This window comes from Streptococcus oralis subsp. tigurinus (genome assembly GCF_002093575.1).
GTDB lineage: Bacteria > Bacillota > Bacilli > Lactobacillales > Streptococcaceae > Streptococcus > Streptococcus oralis_CH.
The window spans coordinates 104,485-120,662 of record NZ_LNVH01000002.1 but is presented as its reverse complement, the minus strand read 5'-3'; the positions used below and the strand labels follow the sequence as shown (position 1 = coordinate 120,662).

General features: G+C 44.2%; 15 protein-coding genes and 1 riboswitch. Of the genes, 8 read left to right on the top strand and 7 right to left on the bottom strand.

Going from position 1 to position 16,178, the window contains the following annotated elements; all coding sequences use genetic code 11:
- Window positions 1-133: 133 nt before the first annotated feature.
- Window positions 134-284: riboswitch (M-box (ykoK) riboswitch) on the bottom strand.
- A 53-nt stretch (window positions 285-337) separates the two neighbouring features.
- Together ATE37_RS03285 and uvrA are read right to left on the bottom strand one after the other, a co-directional pair.
- Window positions 338-1,399 carry a M24 family metallopeptidase gene (locus tag ATE37_RS03285; RefSeq protein ID WP_084867768.1) on the bottom strand — a complete coding sequence of 354 codons (1,062 nt, stop codon included), beginning with the start codon at window positions 1,397-1,399 and terminating at the stop codon, window positions 338-340.
- A complete protein-coding gene (gene uvrA / locus ATE37_RS03280) occupies window positions 1,392-4,223 on the bottom strand; it encodes an excinuclease ABC subunit UvrA (protein ID WP_084867766.1) in 2,832 nt (943 codons plus the stop codon). Before uvrA ends, ATE37_RS03285 begins: the two co-directional genes overlap by 8 nt.
- Before the next feature lie 137 nt (window positions 4,224-4,360).
- On the opposite strand from uvrA, the gene ATE37_RS03275 reads away from it, so the two are divergent.
- The 5 genes from ATE37_RS03275 (at window position 4,361) to ATE37_RS03255 (ending at window position 7,929) form a co-directional block, all read left to right on the top strand.
- Window positions 4,361-5,305, top strand: a complete 945-nt coding sequence (locus ATE37_RS03275) for a magnesium transporter CorA family protein (protein ID WP_000815618.1) — start codon at window positions 4,361-4,363, stop codon at window positions 5,303-5,305.
- 11 nt (window positions 5,306-5,316) lie between these two features.
- The gene (locus tag ATE37_RS03270; protein WP_084867765.1) at window positions 5,317-5,994 is read left to right on the top strand and encodes a DUF1129 domain-containing protein; all 678 of its coding nucleotides are present in this window, start codon (window positions 5,317-5,319) and stop codon (window positions 5,992-5,994) included.
- Between the two features lie 15 nt (window positions 5,995-6,009).
- Window positions 6,010-6,357, top strand: coding sequence for a TfoX/Sxy family protein (locus ATE37_RS03265; protein ID WP_000331825.1), 348 nt, complete (start codon window positions 6,010-6,012; stop codon window positions 6,355-6,357).
- Window positions 6,358-6,525: 168 nt separating this feature from the next.
- On the top strand, window positions 6,526-7,560 hold the full coding sequence (locus ATE37_RS03260) for a S66 family peptidase (RefSeq protein ID WP_084867763.1): 1,035 nt from the start codon (window positions 6,526-6,528) through the stop codon (window positions 7,558-7,560).
- Between the two features lie 105 nt (window positions 7,561-7,665).
- Window positions 7,666-7,929, top strand: a complete 264-nt coding sequence (locus tag ATE37_RS03255) for a SemiSWEET family transporter (RefSeq protein ID WP_000166112.1) — start codon at window positions 7,666-7,668, stop codon at window positions 7,927-7,929.
- 82 nt (window positions 7,930-8,011) lie between these two features.
- Here the strand turns inward: ATE37_RS03255 and ATE37_RS03250 are convergent, their stop codons facing one another.
- Window positions 8,012-8,575 carry a DNA-3-methyladenine glycosylase I gene (locus ATE37_RS03250; protein ID WP_084867761.1) on the bottom strand — a complete coding sequence of 188 codons (564 nt, stop codon included), beginning with the start codon at window positions 8,573-8,575 and terminating at the stop codon, window positions 8,012-8,014.
- Between the two features lie 9 nt (window positions 8,576-8,584).
- Window positions 8,585-9,178, bottom strand: coding sequence for a Holliday junction branch migration protein RuvA (gene ruvA, locus ATE37_RS03245; protein WP_084867760.1), 594 nt, complete (start codon window positions 9,176-9,178; stop codon window positions 8,585-8,587).
- Window positions 9,179-9,337: 159 nt separating this feature from the next.
- On the opposite strand from ruvA, the gene ATE37_RS03240 reads away from it, so the two are divergent.
- Window positions 9,338-9,835, top strand: a complete 498-nt coding sequence (locus ATE37_RS03240) for a helix-turn-helix domain-containing protein (RefSeq protein WP_084867932.1) — start codon at window positions 9,338-9,340, stop codon at window positions 9,833-9,835.
- 150 nt (window positions 9,836-9,985) lie between these two features.
- Here ATE37_RS03240 and mutL read toward each other — a convergent pair whose 3' ends face one another.
- Window positions 9,986-11,935, bottom strand: a complete 1,950-nt coding sequence (mutL, locus tag ATE37_RS03235; RefSeq protein ID WP_084867758.1) for a DNA mismatch repair endonuclease MutL — start codon at window positions 11,933-11,935, stop codon at window positions 9,986-9,988.
- A 208-nt stretch (window positions 11,936-12,143) separates the two neighbouring features.
- On the opposite strand from mutL, the gene ATE37_RS03230 reads away from it, so the two are divergent.
- Window positions 12,144-12,584, top strand: coding sequence for a LytTR family DNA-binding domain-containing protein (locus ATE37_RS03230; RefSeq protein ID WP_084867757.1), 441 nt, complete (start codon window positions 12,144-12,146; stop codon window positions 12,582-12,584).
- The gene (locus ATE37_RS03225) at window positions 12,581-13,039 is read left to right on the top strand and encodes a DUF3021 domain-containing protein (RefSeq protein ID WP_084867755.1); all 459 of its coding nucleotides are present in this window, start codon (window positions 12,581-12,583) and stop codon (window positions 13,037-13,039) included. Before ATE37_RS03230 ends, ATE37_RS03225 begins: the two co-directional genes overlap by 4 nt.
- A gap of 41 nt (window positions 13,040-13,080) precedes the next feature.
- On the opposite strand, the gene mutS is transcribed toward ATE37_RS03225, so the two are convergent.
- Both mutS and argR read right to left on the bottom strand, forming a co-directional pair.
- Window positions 13,081-15,615: a DNA mismatch repair protein MutS gene (gene mutS, locus ATE37_RS03220; RefSeq protein WP_084867753.1), complete on the bottom strand. Its 2,535-nt coding sequence runs from the start codon at window positions 15,613-15,615 to the stop codon at window positions 13,081-13,083.
- A gap of 50 nt (window positions 15,616-15,665) precedes the next feature.
- Complete coding sequence (gene argR, locus ATE37_RS03215) at window positions 15,666-16,112, bottom strand: arginine repressor (protein WP_001231483.1); 447 nt, start codon at window positions 16,110-16,112, stop codon at window positions 15,666-15,668.
- Window positions 16,113-16,178 lie beyond the last annotated feature (66 nt).

Sequence of the window (16,178 nt, the reverse complement as noted above, 5' to 3'; positions counted from 1 at the left end):
CAGAACGACACAAATCAGCGATTGGCTGTGTATGTGCGGTTCTGGGTGGTCGTCAATTTGCATCGTCTGTCTCCTTTCCCTGTTCTAAAACAGTAGAAAATCCTGCCATTTTATGGCAGGATTAAAAAACTAATTATCTGTTTTTCGTTCAAGCTTTAACTCCATAGGGCAATGAAATGAGCTTAGTTTTGGCCTTCGCGACCAGGACTGTTGACCAACGAGTAGTGTCTCCACTGCTTTGCGGTAGTCATCCGTATCCCTATGGTAGCCTCACCTACCGTTTTCGTCTATCAGTATAAACCTTTAAAATATAAAAGTCAACGATTTATCTCATTTTTTAGATAACAATCAATTCTTTTGGAGCAAGTGTCAATAACTCACAACCGTTATCTGTAATCAGGATATCATCTTCAATACGAACCCCGTATTTACCTTCAATATAAATGCCCGGTTCATCAGTCAAGACCATACCAGATTTAATGGCTTCTTTGGAAGTTTGGCTAAAGTAGGGTTCTTCGTGGATGTCCAGTCCGATACCGTGTCCGATACCATGTGTAAAGTATTCTCCATAGCCTGCTTCCACAATGATATCACGAGGGATTTTGTCAAAGTCACGGAAACCTAGACCTGCCTTGGCTTGGTCAATCAGAGCTTGGTTGGCTTTCAAAACTGTGTTGTAGATTTCTGCTTGCCCGTCACTGACATGACCTAGATAAATGGTCCGTGTCATATCGCTGACATAGTGATCGTAGAGACAGCCGAAGTCCATGGTAATTGCTTCTCCTAGCTCTACTGGTTTGTGCATTGGATGGGCATGGGGTTTGGAAGAGTTGATACCACTTGCTAGGATTGTATCAAAGGATAAGCCAAATGCTCCTAGCTCCCGCATGCGGAAGTCAAGGAAGTTGGCAATCTCAATTTCAGTCTTTCCAGGTTTGATAAAGTCAAGTGCATCGTGGAAAGCTTGGTCTGAGATGGAACAAGCCTTGCGAATAGTCGCAATCTCCGCTTCATCCTTAATCATACGAAGCGCTTCAACAAACTGAGTCTGCGGAAGCAAGTCGATTCCTGTAAAAGCAGCCTGCATACGGTGGTAATAAGAGACCGAAATCTCGTCCTCAAAACCGATACGAGACAAGCCCATATCCTTAACAATGCCTGCAATAACAGCCAATTCATCGCGGTCAGCCACAATCTCAAAACCTGTCACTTCTTGCTTAGCTGCAATGATATAGCGAGAGTCTGTCACCAAGACCTGACGGTCACGGCTGATGAAGGCTGTTCCGTTTGAGCCCCAAAAACCAGTCAAATAATAGACGTTTTTAAGGTTGTTGATGATGATGCCATCTAGTTCTTTTTCTTGCATTTTAGCTAGAAATGCTTGTACACGTTTATTCATGATGTAACTTTCCTTTCAAATAGTGTCCTGTGTAGCTGGCTTCGTTGGCCGCTACTTCTTCTGGAGTTCCTGTTGCAATGATGGTTCCACCACCGACACCGCCCTCAGGTCCTAGGTCAATAATATGGTCTGCCGTCTTGATGACATCCAGATTGTGCTCAATGACGAGGACTGTATTTCCATCGTCGACAAAGCGAGCCAAGACTTTAAGCAAGCGAGCGATATCCTCGGTATGAAGCCCTGTAGTTGGCTCATCCAGAATGTAGAAAGATTTTCCTGTCGAGCGTTTATGGAGTTCGCTAGCCAACTTCATACGCTGGGCTTCTCCTCCAGAAAGGGTGGTAGCCGGTTGCCCTAGCGTTACATAGCCCAGCCCCACATCCTTGATGGTCTGAAGTTTGCGTTGAATTTTTGGAATATGTTGGAAGAATTCCACCGCATCATTGACGGTCATGTCCAAAACCTGCGAGATATTTTTTTCCTTGTAGCGAACTTCAAGGGTTTCACTGTTGTAGCGAGTCCCATGGCAGACTTCACAAGCCACGTAAACATCAGGCAAAAAGTGCATCTCAATCTTGATGATCCCGTCACCCGAGCAGGCTTCACAACGCCCCCCCTTAACGTTAAAACTGAAACGCCCCTTTTTGTAGCCTCGAATCTTGGCTTCGTTTGTCTGAGCAAAGAGGTCACGTATATCATCAAAAACTCCCGTATAGGTAGCAGGGTTAGACCTCGGCGTTCGTCCGATAGGGCTCTGGTCAATGTCGATCAAGCGGTCTACATGCTCAATCCCTGTAATCGTCTTAAACTTACCAGGTTTGTCTGAATTACGGTTAAGTTTTTGAGCAATGGCTTTTTTGAGGATACTGTTGATTAAGGTCGATTTCCCTGAACCCGATACCCCTGTCACCGCAATGAATTTTCCTAGTGGGAAGCGAGCAGTGATATTTTGCAAGTTGTTCTCACGCGCTCCTGTCACTTCGATAAAACGACCATTTCCAGCACGGCGCTCTGCTGGCACTGGAATCGCTCGTTTACCTGACAAGTACTGGCCTGTGATAGACTTGCTGTTACGAGCCACCTGCTTGGGTGTTCCTGCAGCAACAATCTCTCCACCAAAAACACCGGCACCCGGACCAACGTCAATTAGATAATCCGCCTCACGCATGGTATCTTCGTCGTGTTCCACTACGATGAGAGTATTGCCCAAGTCACGCATCTTTTTCAAACTGGCAATCAGGCGGTCATTATCCCTCTGGTGAAGACCAATCGACGGCTCATCCAGGATATAAAGGACACCTGATAAGTTGGACCCAATCTGGGTTGCCAAGCGAATTCGCTGACTCTCACCACCTGAAAGAGTTCCTGCTGAACGCGACAGGGTCAGATAGTTAAGTCCCACGTTATTGAGGAAGGTCAAGCGATCCTTGATTTCCTTGAGAATAGGACGGGCAATGATGGCTTCATTTTCAGACAAGGTCAACTGGCTCACTAATTCCAAATGGTCTGCGATAGACAGGTCTGAGATTTCACCGATATGTGGTCCTTGCTCCCCACCCACACGGACAGACAAGGCCTGGTCATTGAGACGATAGCCGTGACAAGTTCCGCAGGTTAGCTCATTCATGTAGAGGCGCATCTGGGTGCGCGTGTAATCACTGTTAGTTTCATGGTAACGACGCTTGATATTATTGACAACCCCCTCAAAAGGGATGTCAATATCGCGCACTCCACCAAATTCATTTTCATAGTGGAAATGGAATTCCTTGCCATCAGACCCATAGAGAATCAAGTTTTTATCTTCTTCTGATAAGTCCTCAAAGGGCTTATCCATATCTACTCCAAAGGCTGTCATGGCCTGCTCTAGCATGTTTGGATAGTAGTTAGATGAGATAGGATTCCAAGGTGCCAAGGCTCCCTCACGCAAAGTTTTGCTGGCGTCTGGCACTACCAAATCAGTATCCACTTCTAGCTTGATACCCAAACCGTCACACTCACTACAAGAGCCGAAAGGAGCATTGAAGGAGAAGAGACGAGGCTCTAGCTCAGGTACGGTAAAACCACAAACTGGACAGGCATAGTGCTCAGAGAATAGCAACTCCGAATCGTCCATAGTGTCGATAATCACATAACCTTCTGCGATACGAAGGGCAGCCTCGATTGAGTCAAAGAGACGGCTACGGATGCCCTCCTTGATGACAATACGGTCAACCACAACATCGATATTGTGTTGCTTGCTCTTGGACAACTCTGGCACTTCGGTCACATCATAAACTTCCCCATCCACACGAACACGAACATAGCCATCTTTCTGAATCTTTTCAATGACGCTCTTATGTTGCCCTTTTTTCTTACGAATGACAGGAGCTAATATTTGCAGGCGCTGACGTTCTGGCAATTCCAAGACCTTATCCACGATTTGCTCTACAGAAGAAGCCTTGATAGCCCCGTGCCCGTTGATACAGTAAGGCGTCCCCACACGTGCGTAGAGGAGACGCAGATAGTCATTGATTTCAGTCGTGGTTCCCACGGTCGAACGAGGGTTTTTGCTGGTGGTTTTCTGGTCGATGGAAATAGCTGGGCTGAGGCCATCAATGGCATCCACATCAGGTTTCTCCATATTTCCCAAGAATTGTCGAGCATAGGCTGATAGACTCTCTACATAGCGACGTTGGCCCTCCGCATAGAGGGTATCAAAGGCCAGACTGGATTTCCCAGACCCTGACAAACCGGTCACGACAACCAACTTGTCTCGCGGAATCTCCACATCGATATTTTTTAAGTTATGGGCACGCGCCCCATGAATCACAATTTTATCTTGCATCTTTGTTCTTTCTAGTCCATTATTGCTTTCCATTATACCAAAAAATGTGAAATTCTATTACCCAAAAAGCTGTTTTTATAGTATAATAGTACGGTGCAAAAAATGAATCACTGAAATAGTAGGAAAGGATAGGGGATATGAAACAAGTTTTTCTCTCAACAACGACTGAATTTAAAGAGATCGACACGCTTGAACCGGGTACTTGGATCAACCTCGTCAATCCTACACAAAATGAGTCGTTGGAAATTGCTAATGCCTTTGACATTGATATCGCCGACCTTCGAGCACCGCTTGATGCGGAAGAAATGTCTCGTATTACGATTGAAGACGAGTATACTTTGATCATCGTGGACGTCCCCATCACAGAGGAGAGAAACAACCGCACCTACTATGTAACAATTCCGCTGGGGATTATCATCACCGAGGAAACCATTATCACTACCTGCTTGGAATCCCTCCCAGTTCTCGATGTCTTCATCAACCGCAAGCTGCGTAACTTCTACACTTTCATGCGGTCACGCTTTATCTTTCAACTCCTTTATCGCAATGCTGAGCTTTACCTGACTGCCCTTCGTTCGATTGACCGTAAGAGTGAACAAATTGAAAGTCAACTTCACAAGTCCACTCGAAACGAAGAGCTGATCGAGCTCATGGAATTGGAAAAGACCATCGTCTATTTCAAGGCCTCACTTAAGACGAACGAGCGCGTGATTAAGAAATTGACCAGCGCAACCAGCAATATCAAGAAATACCTAGAAGACGAAGACCTGCTCGAAGATACCCTGATTGAAACCCAACAGGCCATCGAGATGGCAGATATCTATGGAAACGTCCTTCACTCTATGACAGAGACCTTTGCCTCTATCATTTCCAACAACCAGAACAACATCATGAAAACTCTGGCTCTCGTAACCATTGTCATGTCTGTCCCAACCATGATTTTCTCAGCCTACGGGATGAACTTCAAGGATAATGAAATCCCTCTAAACGGTGAACCTCACGCCTTCTGGTTAATCGTCTTTATCGCCTTTGCTATGAGTGTTTCGCTCACTCTCTATCTCATCCATAAAAAATGGTTCTAAGAGGAATCCCTATGTCTCAGATTGATTTACAAAAACTAACCAAAAAAAACCAAGAATTTATCCACATCGCTACCCAACAATTCATCAAAGATGGTAAAACAGACGCTGAAATCAAGGCTGTCTTTGAGGAAGTCATTCCTAAAATCCTTGAAGAACAAACCAAAGGAACGACCGCTCGTTCCCTCTATGGAGCTCCAACCCACTGGGCTCACAGCTTCACTGCCAAGGAGCAATATGAAAAAGAGCATCCAAAAGAAAATGACGATCCAAAACTCATGATTATGGACTCAGCCCTTTTCATCACCAGCCTCTTTGCATTGATTAGCGCCCTGACTACCTTCTTCTCTACAGATCAAGCTATTGGCTATGGGTTGATTACCCTCTTGTTGGTTGGACTTGTAGGAGGACTTGCCTTCTACTTGATGTACTACTTTGTCTACCAGTATTATGGACCAGACACAGACCGTAGCCAGCGTCCTCCATTCTGGAAATCAATCCTCGTCATCCTGGCCTCCATGGTCCTTTGGTTGGTTGTCTTCTTTGCAACAAGCTTCCTACCAGCCAGCCTCAATCCAGTCCTTGCTCCATTGCCTTTGGCTATCCTAGGAGCTGTCCTTCTCGCCCTTCGCTTCTATCTCAAGAAACGCTTCAATATCCGAAGCGCAAGTGCGGGACCATCCCGTTATTAAGAAAAGTGAAAAGCTATGGCATATAGTCAATCCTTAGCTCAGCAGATTCGAAAAATTCTAGCACTCAAACTTCCTCCCCAAATTTTCGAAGAAGAGTTAGAAGAAAAGAAACTGTTTGGTGGCCTGGCCTTTATGATTCGTGGGAAAATGGTCCTTACAGTCAGTTCCAGAAAAGACGAGCTGGTTATGGTGAGAATTGGCAAAGAAATGGAAAAGCAAGTTCTACCCCGAACAGGAGCTCATACTACATTGATGAGAGGTCGACCTTATCATGGCTATATAGACCTAGATATCGAAGGTCAAAAAGAACTGCCTTACTGGATTGATTTAGCCCTCTCCTATAATCAAGAGTTGACCAAGTAACTCATATCTAGTGAGATTAGAGATTAGAAAAACGAAAAGCAACTGCACAGGTGGTTGCTTTTTTGCTTGCTTTCTTGAGTTCCAATAGCACTTCTGAATCTCATTCTTATAGTTTTCTCTCATCTTTTGTGATAAAATAGGCTCAATCAATTTCTAGGAGGATGAGATATGGTTTCTACTATTGGTATTGTTAGTTTGTCTAGTGGTGTTATCGGAGAGGATTTTGTCAAACACGAAGTGGACTTGGGTGTCCAACGTCTCAAGGATTTGGGACTCAATCCTATCCTTTTGCCCCATTCGTTAAAAGGATTAGACTTTATCAAGGACCATCCTGAAGCGCGTGCGGAGGATTTGATTCAGGCCTTTTCTGATGATAGCATCGACATGATCCTATGCGCCATCGGTGGAGACGACACCTATCGTTTGTTGCCCTACCTTTTTGAAAATGGCCAACTAGAAAAGGTTATTCGACAAAAGATTTTTCTTGGCTTCTCAGATACAACCATGAACCATCTCATGTTGCATAAACTAGGAATCAAGACTTTTTATGGTCAATCCTTTTTAGCAGACATTTGTGAATTAGACAAAGAAATGCTAGCCTATAGCCTTCACTACTTTAAAGAATTGATCGAGACGGGAAGAATCTCAGAAATCCGTCCTAGTCACGTTTGGTATGAGGAACGAACTGACTTCAGTCCCAAGGCTCTAGGAACACCTCGTATCAATCATACAAATACTGGTTTTGACTTGTTACAAGGAAATGCCCAGTTCGAGGGAGAAATCCTCGGTGGTTGCCTCGAATCCCTCTACGATATCTTTGACAACTCTCGATACGTAGATAGCACGGAGCTCTGCCAAAAATACAAACTTTTCCCTGACTTATCCGACTGGGAAGGAAAGATCCTCTTGCTAGAGACAAGCGAAGAAAAGCCTGAGCCTGAGGATTTCAAAAAGATGTTGCTGGCTTTGAAAGAAACTGGGGTATTTGAGGTCATCAGCGGACTCTTGGTAGGAAAACCTATGGATGAAACTTTCTATGACGACTATAAAGAGGCACTACTGGATATCATTGACAGCAATATCCCGATTGTCTATAATCTGAATGTCGGTCACGCAACTCCAAGAGCCATTGTGCCCTTTGGCGTTCACGCTTATGTGGATACACAGAAGCAAGTCATTCGCTTTGACGATAACAAAAAATAAACAATTTCTCCATTTTTGTGCTTTGGTATTGATTTTCGTTACAATTTGTGTCTGAATTTATTGCATTTTGCTTATTTCTATGATATCTTTTTAAAGGAGGTGTATATGACTAAACAAAAAATAAATCAAATTGTCGGTTCAATTGGAGCCTTTATCGGGATTATTGTATTTATCGCCTACATCCCACAAATTTTTGCCAATTTACAAGGCAACAAAGCTCAACCATTCCAGCCTTTATCCGCAGCAGTATCTTGTTTAATTTGGGTTATTTACGGATGGACAAAAGAGCCTAAGAAGGATTGGATACTAATTATTCCAAACTCAGCTGGCGTTGTCTTAGGTGGACTGACATTTCTTACTGCACTATAAAAGTTACTAGCATATAATCAAAAAGCTGAGATAATTTTCTCAGCTTTTTCTATTTTCTCAGATAGTTAGACGCTTGGGCTCACTAATTTCCGTTTTTCCACTCACAATCATTCTCATGGTCATCAACCAGACCTGCAGCCTGAAGAAAAGATAAAACGGCAACTGGGCCTGTGAACTTGAAACCCCGTTTTTTGAGATCTTTGGCTAATTTTTCAGACAAGGCTGTTTTAGCAGGTGCCTGGCGATAGTCAGGAACATCATTTACAATCGTTTTTCCATCAACAAAGGACCAGAGATAAGCGTCAAAAGAGCCGTAGGTTTTCTGGACTTGCAAAAATGCTTGGGCGTTGGCACGTGTCGCAAAGAGCTTGGAACGATTTCGGATGATGGCTGGATTCTCTAACAAGGCTTCCAACTCGCCATCTGTCATTTCCGCGACACGTTGAACTTGGTAGTTGTAAAAGACTTCTCGGAATCCTTGGCGTTTGTTTAGTACCGTTTCCCAAGATAGACCCGACTGGTAAGTTTCCAAACACAACAACTCAAAAAGAGCACGGTCATCATGAAGGGGTTGACCCCACTCTTCATCATGATAGGCCACATATAAAGGATTGTTCATTTTAACCCAACCACAGCGTTTTGTCATATTATTCTCCTATTTTACCAACATCTTAAGGGCCGATTTGATATAGTTCTCAGCTGTATCTGTCGTTCCTTCAAAGAATTTCTTGATTTTCTTGAGCTCAGTCGACTTGTAGCCCAGTGCCAACATGGCTTCCATGGCTTCTTCCAGTTCTTGGTTTTCAGCGCTGGTTTGCACTGCCACCTTGGCAGGAAGGTCATCGCTAGCCACAACTACCTTACCTTCCAAGTCTAGCACCATCTGCTGGGCTGTTTTCTTGCCAATTTTAGGGAACTTAGTCAAGTAGGTGATGTTCTTAGTCTCGATCGCCTGAACCAAGCCAGCATTGTCATCGGCAGCGATAATAGCAAGAGCTGACACAGGACCAATCCCAGAAACCGAAATCAGACTAAGAAAGAGTTTTTTCTCATCTTCTGATCGAAAACCGTAGAGCAGATGCGCGTCCTCACGGACAACTTGGTGCACATAAATCTGGGTCTCTTGATTAACCTGACCTGAGTAAGCATAGGGATTGGCTACATGCAAGATATAACCGATACCATTCGCCTCAAGGACGATGTATTTGGCAGTGATTTTGGTAATGATTCCTTTTAGATATTCGTACATAGTTTTTTCTCCATTATTTTGCCTATCTAGTATACCATATTTCCCCAAGACAGACTGCAACAAAAGGTGCAACCTCTGGTTGACAAAAAGTACAGGAGATTGTATTCTCATTATAAGTAAAAATTGTTAGGATAGAGGTAGAAAAAGGAGGGTGGAATGATGAAACTCGCAGAAAAACTATTTGAGCTCAGAAAGGAAAAAGGTTGGTCCCAGGAAAAGCTAGCAGAACAAATCAATGTTTCTCGGCAAAGTATCTCCAAATGGGAGTCTGGACAAGTCCTTCCTGAAATCGAAAAAATCATTGAATTAAGCAAGATTTTTCAAGTGACAACTGACTATCTCTTACTGGATGAAAACTATGAAAAAGGTTCCACAGAAGTGATCTTGGAAGAAGGCAAGGACAAATACTATAAAGAAGTTAAATCCTTTGTTCTCTGGCAGGTGATTTATATTTTCGTATCGGCTCTGGCTATCTATCTCTTTTTAGCTGGTTCTAGTTTTCCAGCCGAATTCACCGCTTGGATCTGGCTGACCTTCGTTCTCTTGATTGCGTCTGCAGTTGCTATCAACAAGGCTCTCAAAACCAAACAACATTATCTTGATAAGGTGATTGGTCCTGAGAATCCTTCAAACCAAGACAACTCTGCGAAACCTTGAGTCAATTGATTCATATTTTTCAATACTTTGATAGGACTGGTCTTGTCAAGCAAGTGTAAACCTCATGTCAAGTAAGCCATGCTCAATCAAAGTTTCCACCTTAGAAAAGCTAAAAAGCCTTGTTTGGAAAAACAAAGGCTTTTTGTGTTCTTAATATTTCCCCAACTCACGAAGACTGGTATGATTTTCCTGAATACGTCGGAACATCTTTTCCATATCCGACTTGGTAAAATGCACCAAAACGGGACGTCCGTGGGGACAGTTATAGGGATTGTCACATTGAGAGAGCTGATAAAGGAGTTGTCTGGCTGAATGGTCATCGATGCGATGGTTGGCCTTGATAGACCGTTTGCAGGACATCATAATAGCCAGCTCTGCTCGGTATTTCTTAATCGAAACTTCCTTGGTCAAGAGCAGCATGTCGCACATTTCATAAATGCCAGACTCGATTTCCTCCTCTGCCATCCAAATAGGATGTTCACGCAGGATAAATTGATTTTCTCCGTACTCTGCCAAAAAGACGCCCACTTCCTCCAAAAGCGCCATTCTTTCCCTGAGACGGAGGGCATCATCCGCTGGGAATTCAAAGATGTAGGGCACTAGGAGTTGTTGCTGACTCTGGTCAACATTGCCGATGCTTTCACGGTATTCCTCGTACTTAACTCGTTCCTGAGCTGCGTGCTGGTCTATGATGTAGAGTCCATCTCGCCCTTGGGCAAAAAGATAAGTGCCGTGCATTTGCCCGAAAAACTCCAACTCTGGGAAGCTGGATGCTTCTTCTCGCTCCAGCTTGTCATAAGCCTTATCGAGGCTAGCAAGATCTAACTCTGGATGGTCTAGTTGGTCGTAGTTAGCAGGCTTTCTCTCTGCAAAATGCAGTTTTGCTGGTTTGGTCAGCTGGTCCAAGGTTTCCTTGGCAAATAAGGTCAAATCTTTCCCTTCCTCAGTTAATTCAACCTGATGATCAGCCACCTCAGCTTGACTAGGTTTTGAGAGTTCTGTTTTTTCATAGTAAAGCGTATTTTCTTTGAGTGGGAGAATGGTCTGCTCTACCTTTTGACGATTACGCACGGTCGACTTGGCAAGATTTTCTAAAGCATCAGGTATCAAGGCTTGTTCCTTGAGACTATTTGAAATAGCCTCTGAAAGCAGCGCCATTAGCTCTCTTTCCTTGGAAATTCGCACTTCTTGCTTGGTCGGATGCACATTGACATCCGCTAGATAAGGGTCGATATGGATGTGAATGACAGCCAGTGGAAAACGGCCTACCATGAGCTTACTGCCATAGCCGTCAAGAATTGCACGATTGAGCAGGAAGTTCTTGATATAACGGCCATTGATGAAGAGGCTGATATAGTTGCGGTTGGCCCGAGTCAACTCAGGCAAGGACACAAAACCTGAAATTTCGAAGTCCAGATCCGAGTTCTCAATGGCTATCATCTTTTTCGCACTCGCCAAACCATAAATCCCTGCAATGGCCTGACGCAATTGCCCAGTCCCCGCTGTCCGTGTCATTTCCTTGCCATCACTAATCAAACTAAAAGAAATCTCTGGATGGGCCAAGCCCAGACGGTTGACAATATCAATGATATGAGACAGCTCCGCTTGCTGGCTCTTCATATACTTGAGGCGGGCAGGTGTATTGAAAAAGAGGTCCTCCACACAAACCTTGGTCCCCACAGGACTTGTCGCTGGGATAATTTCTTCGACTTCTCCCCCACGCGCAACGAGCTTGGTCCCATGACTCGCACCATCCACCGCCGTCAACAAAGTCAAGACACTGACAGAAGCGATAGAAGGAAGGGCTTCACCACGAAAACCGAGCGTCCGAATCCGAAAGAGGTCTGCTTGATTTTTTATCTTACTGGTCGCATGGCGACGCAAGGCCAACTCCACCTCATCGTGAGCAATTCCATGACCATTATCGGTGATTTGAATCTTCTTAAGACCGGCTTCCTCAATCTCAATGATAATCTGACTAGAGCCTGCGTCAATGGCGTTTTCTACCAACTCTTTAACCACACTGGCAGGACGTTCAATGACCTCGCCTGCCGCGATCTGGTTTGCCAGCACCTCTGGCAATTCAATAATATGAGACATCTTTCAGCCCCTTTCTGTATCTATTTTCCTAGAAATTGATTAGTGCTATTATACCATATTTCAGATACTATCAGAAAAAGCAAATACCACATAGACTCCAAATCTCTCCACATAGTCAAAAGCTCTTGCCACGGGCCGTAAAATAGTGTTTAATAAAGGTGTACAGGAAGTGATCACAATTTTGTATGAAATGTAAGGAGAGAAATTTATGAAAGTAGAACTACAGATTAGCGAGTTTTACGAGGAGGAAAAACTGATTGTCCAAGCACCTCAAGAAACCAAAAAAGTCCAAAAAGTCATCGAATTTGCTGAAAATCTTGACCAAAAAGAAACAATCAAAGGAAAGATTGATGATCAGGTCTATCTAGTTGAAATTGGTAAGATTCAGCGCTTCTATATCGAGAATCGAAAGGTTCTAGCAGAAACGTCGAGTCAGACCTACAGCATTGATTTGCGGCTCTATCAAGTTCTTGAAATTCTGCCGACCACTTTTATTCAAATTTCCCAATCTGAAATCGTCAATATCGACTCCATCTCTCATCTCAAGCTCACGCCCAACGGTCTGGTTGAAATTTTCTTGAAAAACGAAAGCTTCACCTACTCTTCACGCCGCTACCTAAAAACCATCAAGGAGAAATTAGAACTATGAAAAAACAAATCTTTCACGATGCAGCCGCTGGTGTACTTATCGGCCTCATCCTCTCTATCCTTTTTTCACTCATTTATGCACCAAATACCTATGCCCCACTGAGTCCCGAGTCTCTTATCGGCCAAGTGATGGTTCAACATCAGGTTCATGGTGCCCTGGTCTTGCTCTACTGCACGATTATCTGGTCAGCTATCGGCGTTCTCTTTAGCTTTGGCAGCCGCTTATTCAATCGTGACTGGAGCCTGCTCCGTGCCACACTTTCCCATTTCTTCCTCATGCTGGCTGGCTTTGTCCCACTGGCAACTCTGGCTGGTTGGTTCCCCTTCCACTGGACCTTCTATCTCCAGCTCATTCCAGAGTTTGCGATCGTCTACCTCATCATCTGGATTATTCTCTATAAAAGAGAAGCAAAAAAAGTAGACCACATCAATCAACTCTTGGCCCATAAAAAGTAATAGAGAAAAAGCCCACTCACAAAAATGTGAATGGGCTCTTTTTATAATTTTTGTTTGAGCTCAACCAAGACATTCATAGCCTGCATAGGTGTCATATTGTAAACATCCAGTTGAGCTAATTCTGCTAGAATAGGATGCTCTTCAGGCGCATCAAAGAGTGACATCTGCTCTGTGACAGCACTTGTTTCTCTCATAGGAGCAGGACTTTCCGTCCCTTGACTCTCCAGTTGAGTCAAAATCTTATCCGCTCTTGCTAAAAGTTCTGCTGGTAAGCCAGCAATCTTAGCCACATGGATACCGTAGGATTTGTCAGCTGGCCCTGGTTCAATCTTGTGAAGGAAGGTGACCTGCCCATCCTGCTCCAAGGTTGCCACGTGAACATTGACCAAGTGTTCCAGACTAGACCCCAGACTGGTCAACTCATGATAGTGAGTCGCAAAGAGGGTCTTGGCTCCGATATGTTCATGAATGTATTCGATGATGGATTGGGCAAGAGCCATCCCGTCATAAGTCGCAGTTCCCCGTCCTAACTCATCAAAGAGAATCAAGGAATCCTTGGTCGCATGCGAAATGGCATTGTTGGCCTCCATCATCTCTACCATGAAGGTTGATTGACCTGAAACCAAGTCATCTGCTGCTCCGATACGGGTAAAGATGGCATCAAAAATCGGCAAATGGGCGCTTTCTGCCGGCACATAAGAACCCAGCTGGGCCATAACCGCAGTTATGGCTAGCTGGCGCATATAAGTAGACTTCCCACTCATGTTTGGCCCTGTGATTAGCTGAATACTCGTATCTTCTGCCATCTGAATAGTGTTAGGAATATAGGTCTGAGCTCCCATAACCTTTTCAACGACAGCATGGCGCCCTTTCTGGATATCGATTTGTGAATCGTCTCCAAACTCCGGTCGAATCAAATGCTGGGTTTCAGCCACAACCGCCAGACTTTGCAAGACATCAACCGTTGCAATTCCTTGGGCTAAAGCCTGCAAACGCTGGATGTACTTGCTGACTTCCTCACGGATGCGCATAAAGATTTCATATTCTAGGTTGGCTGACTTTTCACGCGCCTCCAGCATATCTCCCTCGATACGGGCTAATTCTTCGGTACCAAAGCGTTCTGAGTTTTTCAGTGTTGCCTTGCGGAAAAAGTGGGCTGGCACATTTCCCAGTTGCGAATTAGTCACATGGAAATAGTAGCCATCTTTTTTATTGTAGTCAATCTTAAGCGTGCTGATGCCAGAGTTTTCCCGCTCCTTAGCCTCAATCTCAGCAATCCAGCTAGTCCCTTCTCTGAGTACACGACGGTACTTGTCTAAGGTCTCATCAAATCCCGTACGGATAATGCCCCCTTCCGTAATCACGTGAGGAGCTTCAGGAGCAATCGCTGCGCTAATCAAGCTCTCCAACTCAGGGATGGCATCTAACTGTTTGATAAGATAGGCCAGGGCAGGTTGCTCCATGCCTTCTAAAATCGCACGAATCCGTGGTACACTGGATAAGGTGGTCGCCAATTGCAAGAGATCCTTGGGATTGGTCTTGCCAAAAGAAACCCGACTAGCCAAACGTTCGATATCATAAACACCCTTGAGACTGTCTGTCAAATCACTACGCTCAAAGAAGTGGTCAAGAAAGACCTGCACCACCTCTTGACGTTGGACGATTCGCTCCTTATCAATCAAAGGACGATGAATCCAAGAGCGCAAAAGGCGCATGCCCATAGCCGTTTTGGTTTCATCCAAAAGCCAGAAAAGACTGCCTTGCTTCTTGCCTGAACGGGCATTCTCAACCAAATCCAGACTAGCCTTGGTCGCATAGTCCATCTGTAAGAAATCTTTGATTTCATAGCGGATAACTGGTTTGAGATGGTTCAATTCTCGCATCTGGGTACGGTGAACATACTGGAGGAGCTTACTAGCTGCCGCTTGCTCCACAGCTGCCAGTCGTGGATCCAGTAAATGAAGGTCCTCAAAGCCTTCTTTCTCATAAGAAAGCACCAGATTCATCTGACGGCTGAGGATTTGTTCTTCTTCCTCAGACAAGTCATAACCCAGCACCACTTCTCGCGCCTTTAGGTTACGGATTTCCCCACAAACCAACGTGAAATCCAATAGACCTGTCACATAAAAGTCACCCGTCACCAGATCCATATAAGCCAGACCAAACTGACTGCCATCACGATCTAAGGCAACCAAGAAATTATTCTGACTATCCGGCTTACTGCTATCGACGACCGTTCCAGGTGTGATGACCTGAACCACCTCTCGCTTGACAACCCCAACTGCTTGTTTGGGATCTTCCATCTGTTCAGCTATAGCAACTTTATAGCCCTGCTCAATCAGAACATCGATATACTGCTGGGCAGAATGATAGGGGACACCCGCCATGGGTATCGGATTTTCTGCATTTTTATTCCGACTCGTTAAGGAAATTTCTAAAATCTGTGCTGCATTAATTGCATCTTCATAGAACAACTCGTAAAAATCACCCATCCGAAAAAGCAAAAAAGCATCTGGGTATTGTTTCTTAATATCCACATACTGTTGCATGCCGGGTGATAGCTTTTCTGTTGCCATTTTCCGTCTCTCCTTGCTAAAAATAAGTCTTGAGAGCAACTCCCAAGACCTTATTTATCTTTCATCAAATCTAGCAAACGATCTTCCATCAGCTTGGCAACGTGCTGGTCTCGACAAATAACCAATAAGGTATTAGCACCAGCAACCGTTCCTAAAATCCATTCATCCTTGTTTGCATCTACAATGTTTGCTAAGACTGCAGCTTCCCCAAGTTTGGTATGCAGTACCAAGGTAAACTCTGCTCTTGCAACTCCTTCTAAATGATGAGACAAAAACTCAACTAAATCAATCTTATCTGTCTCATTTGCTAGTACATAATACACCATATCATTTTTCTTAACCTTGGTCAAGCCGATTTCACGCAAATCACGCGACAAAGTCGTTTGTGTCACATAAACATTACGAGCTTCTAAACGATCTTGAATCTCTTTTTGTGTCCCAAGTTTTTCTTCGGTGATCATCTTTTTAATCAATTGATGCCGTTCTCTTTTTCTCATATTATCCTCTTAAGTGAATATTTATAACAAATTTTACATTTATTTTATAACTATATTATACCAAAA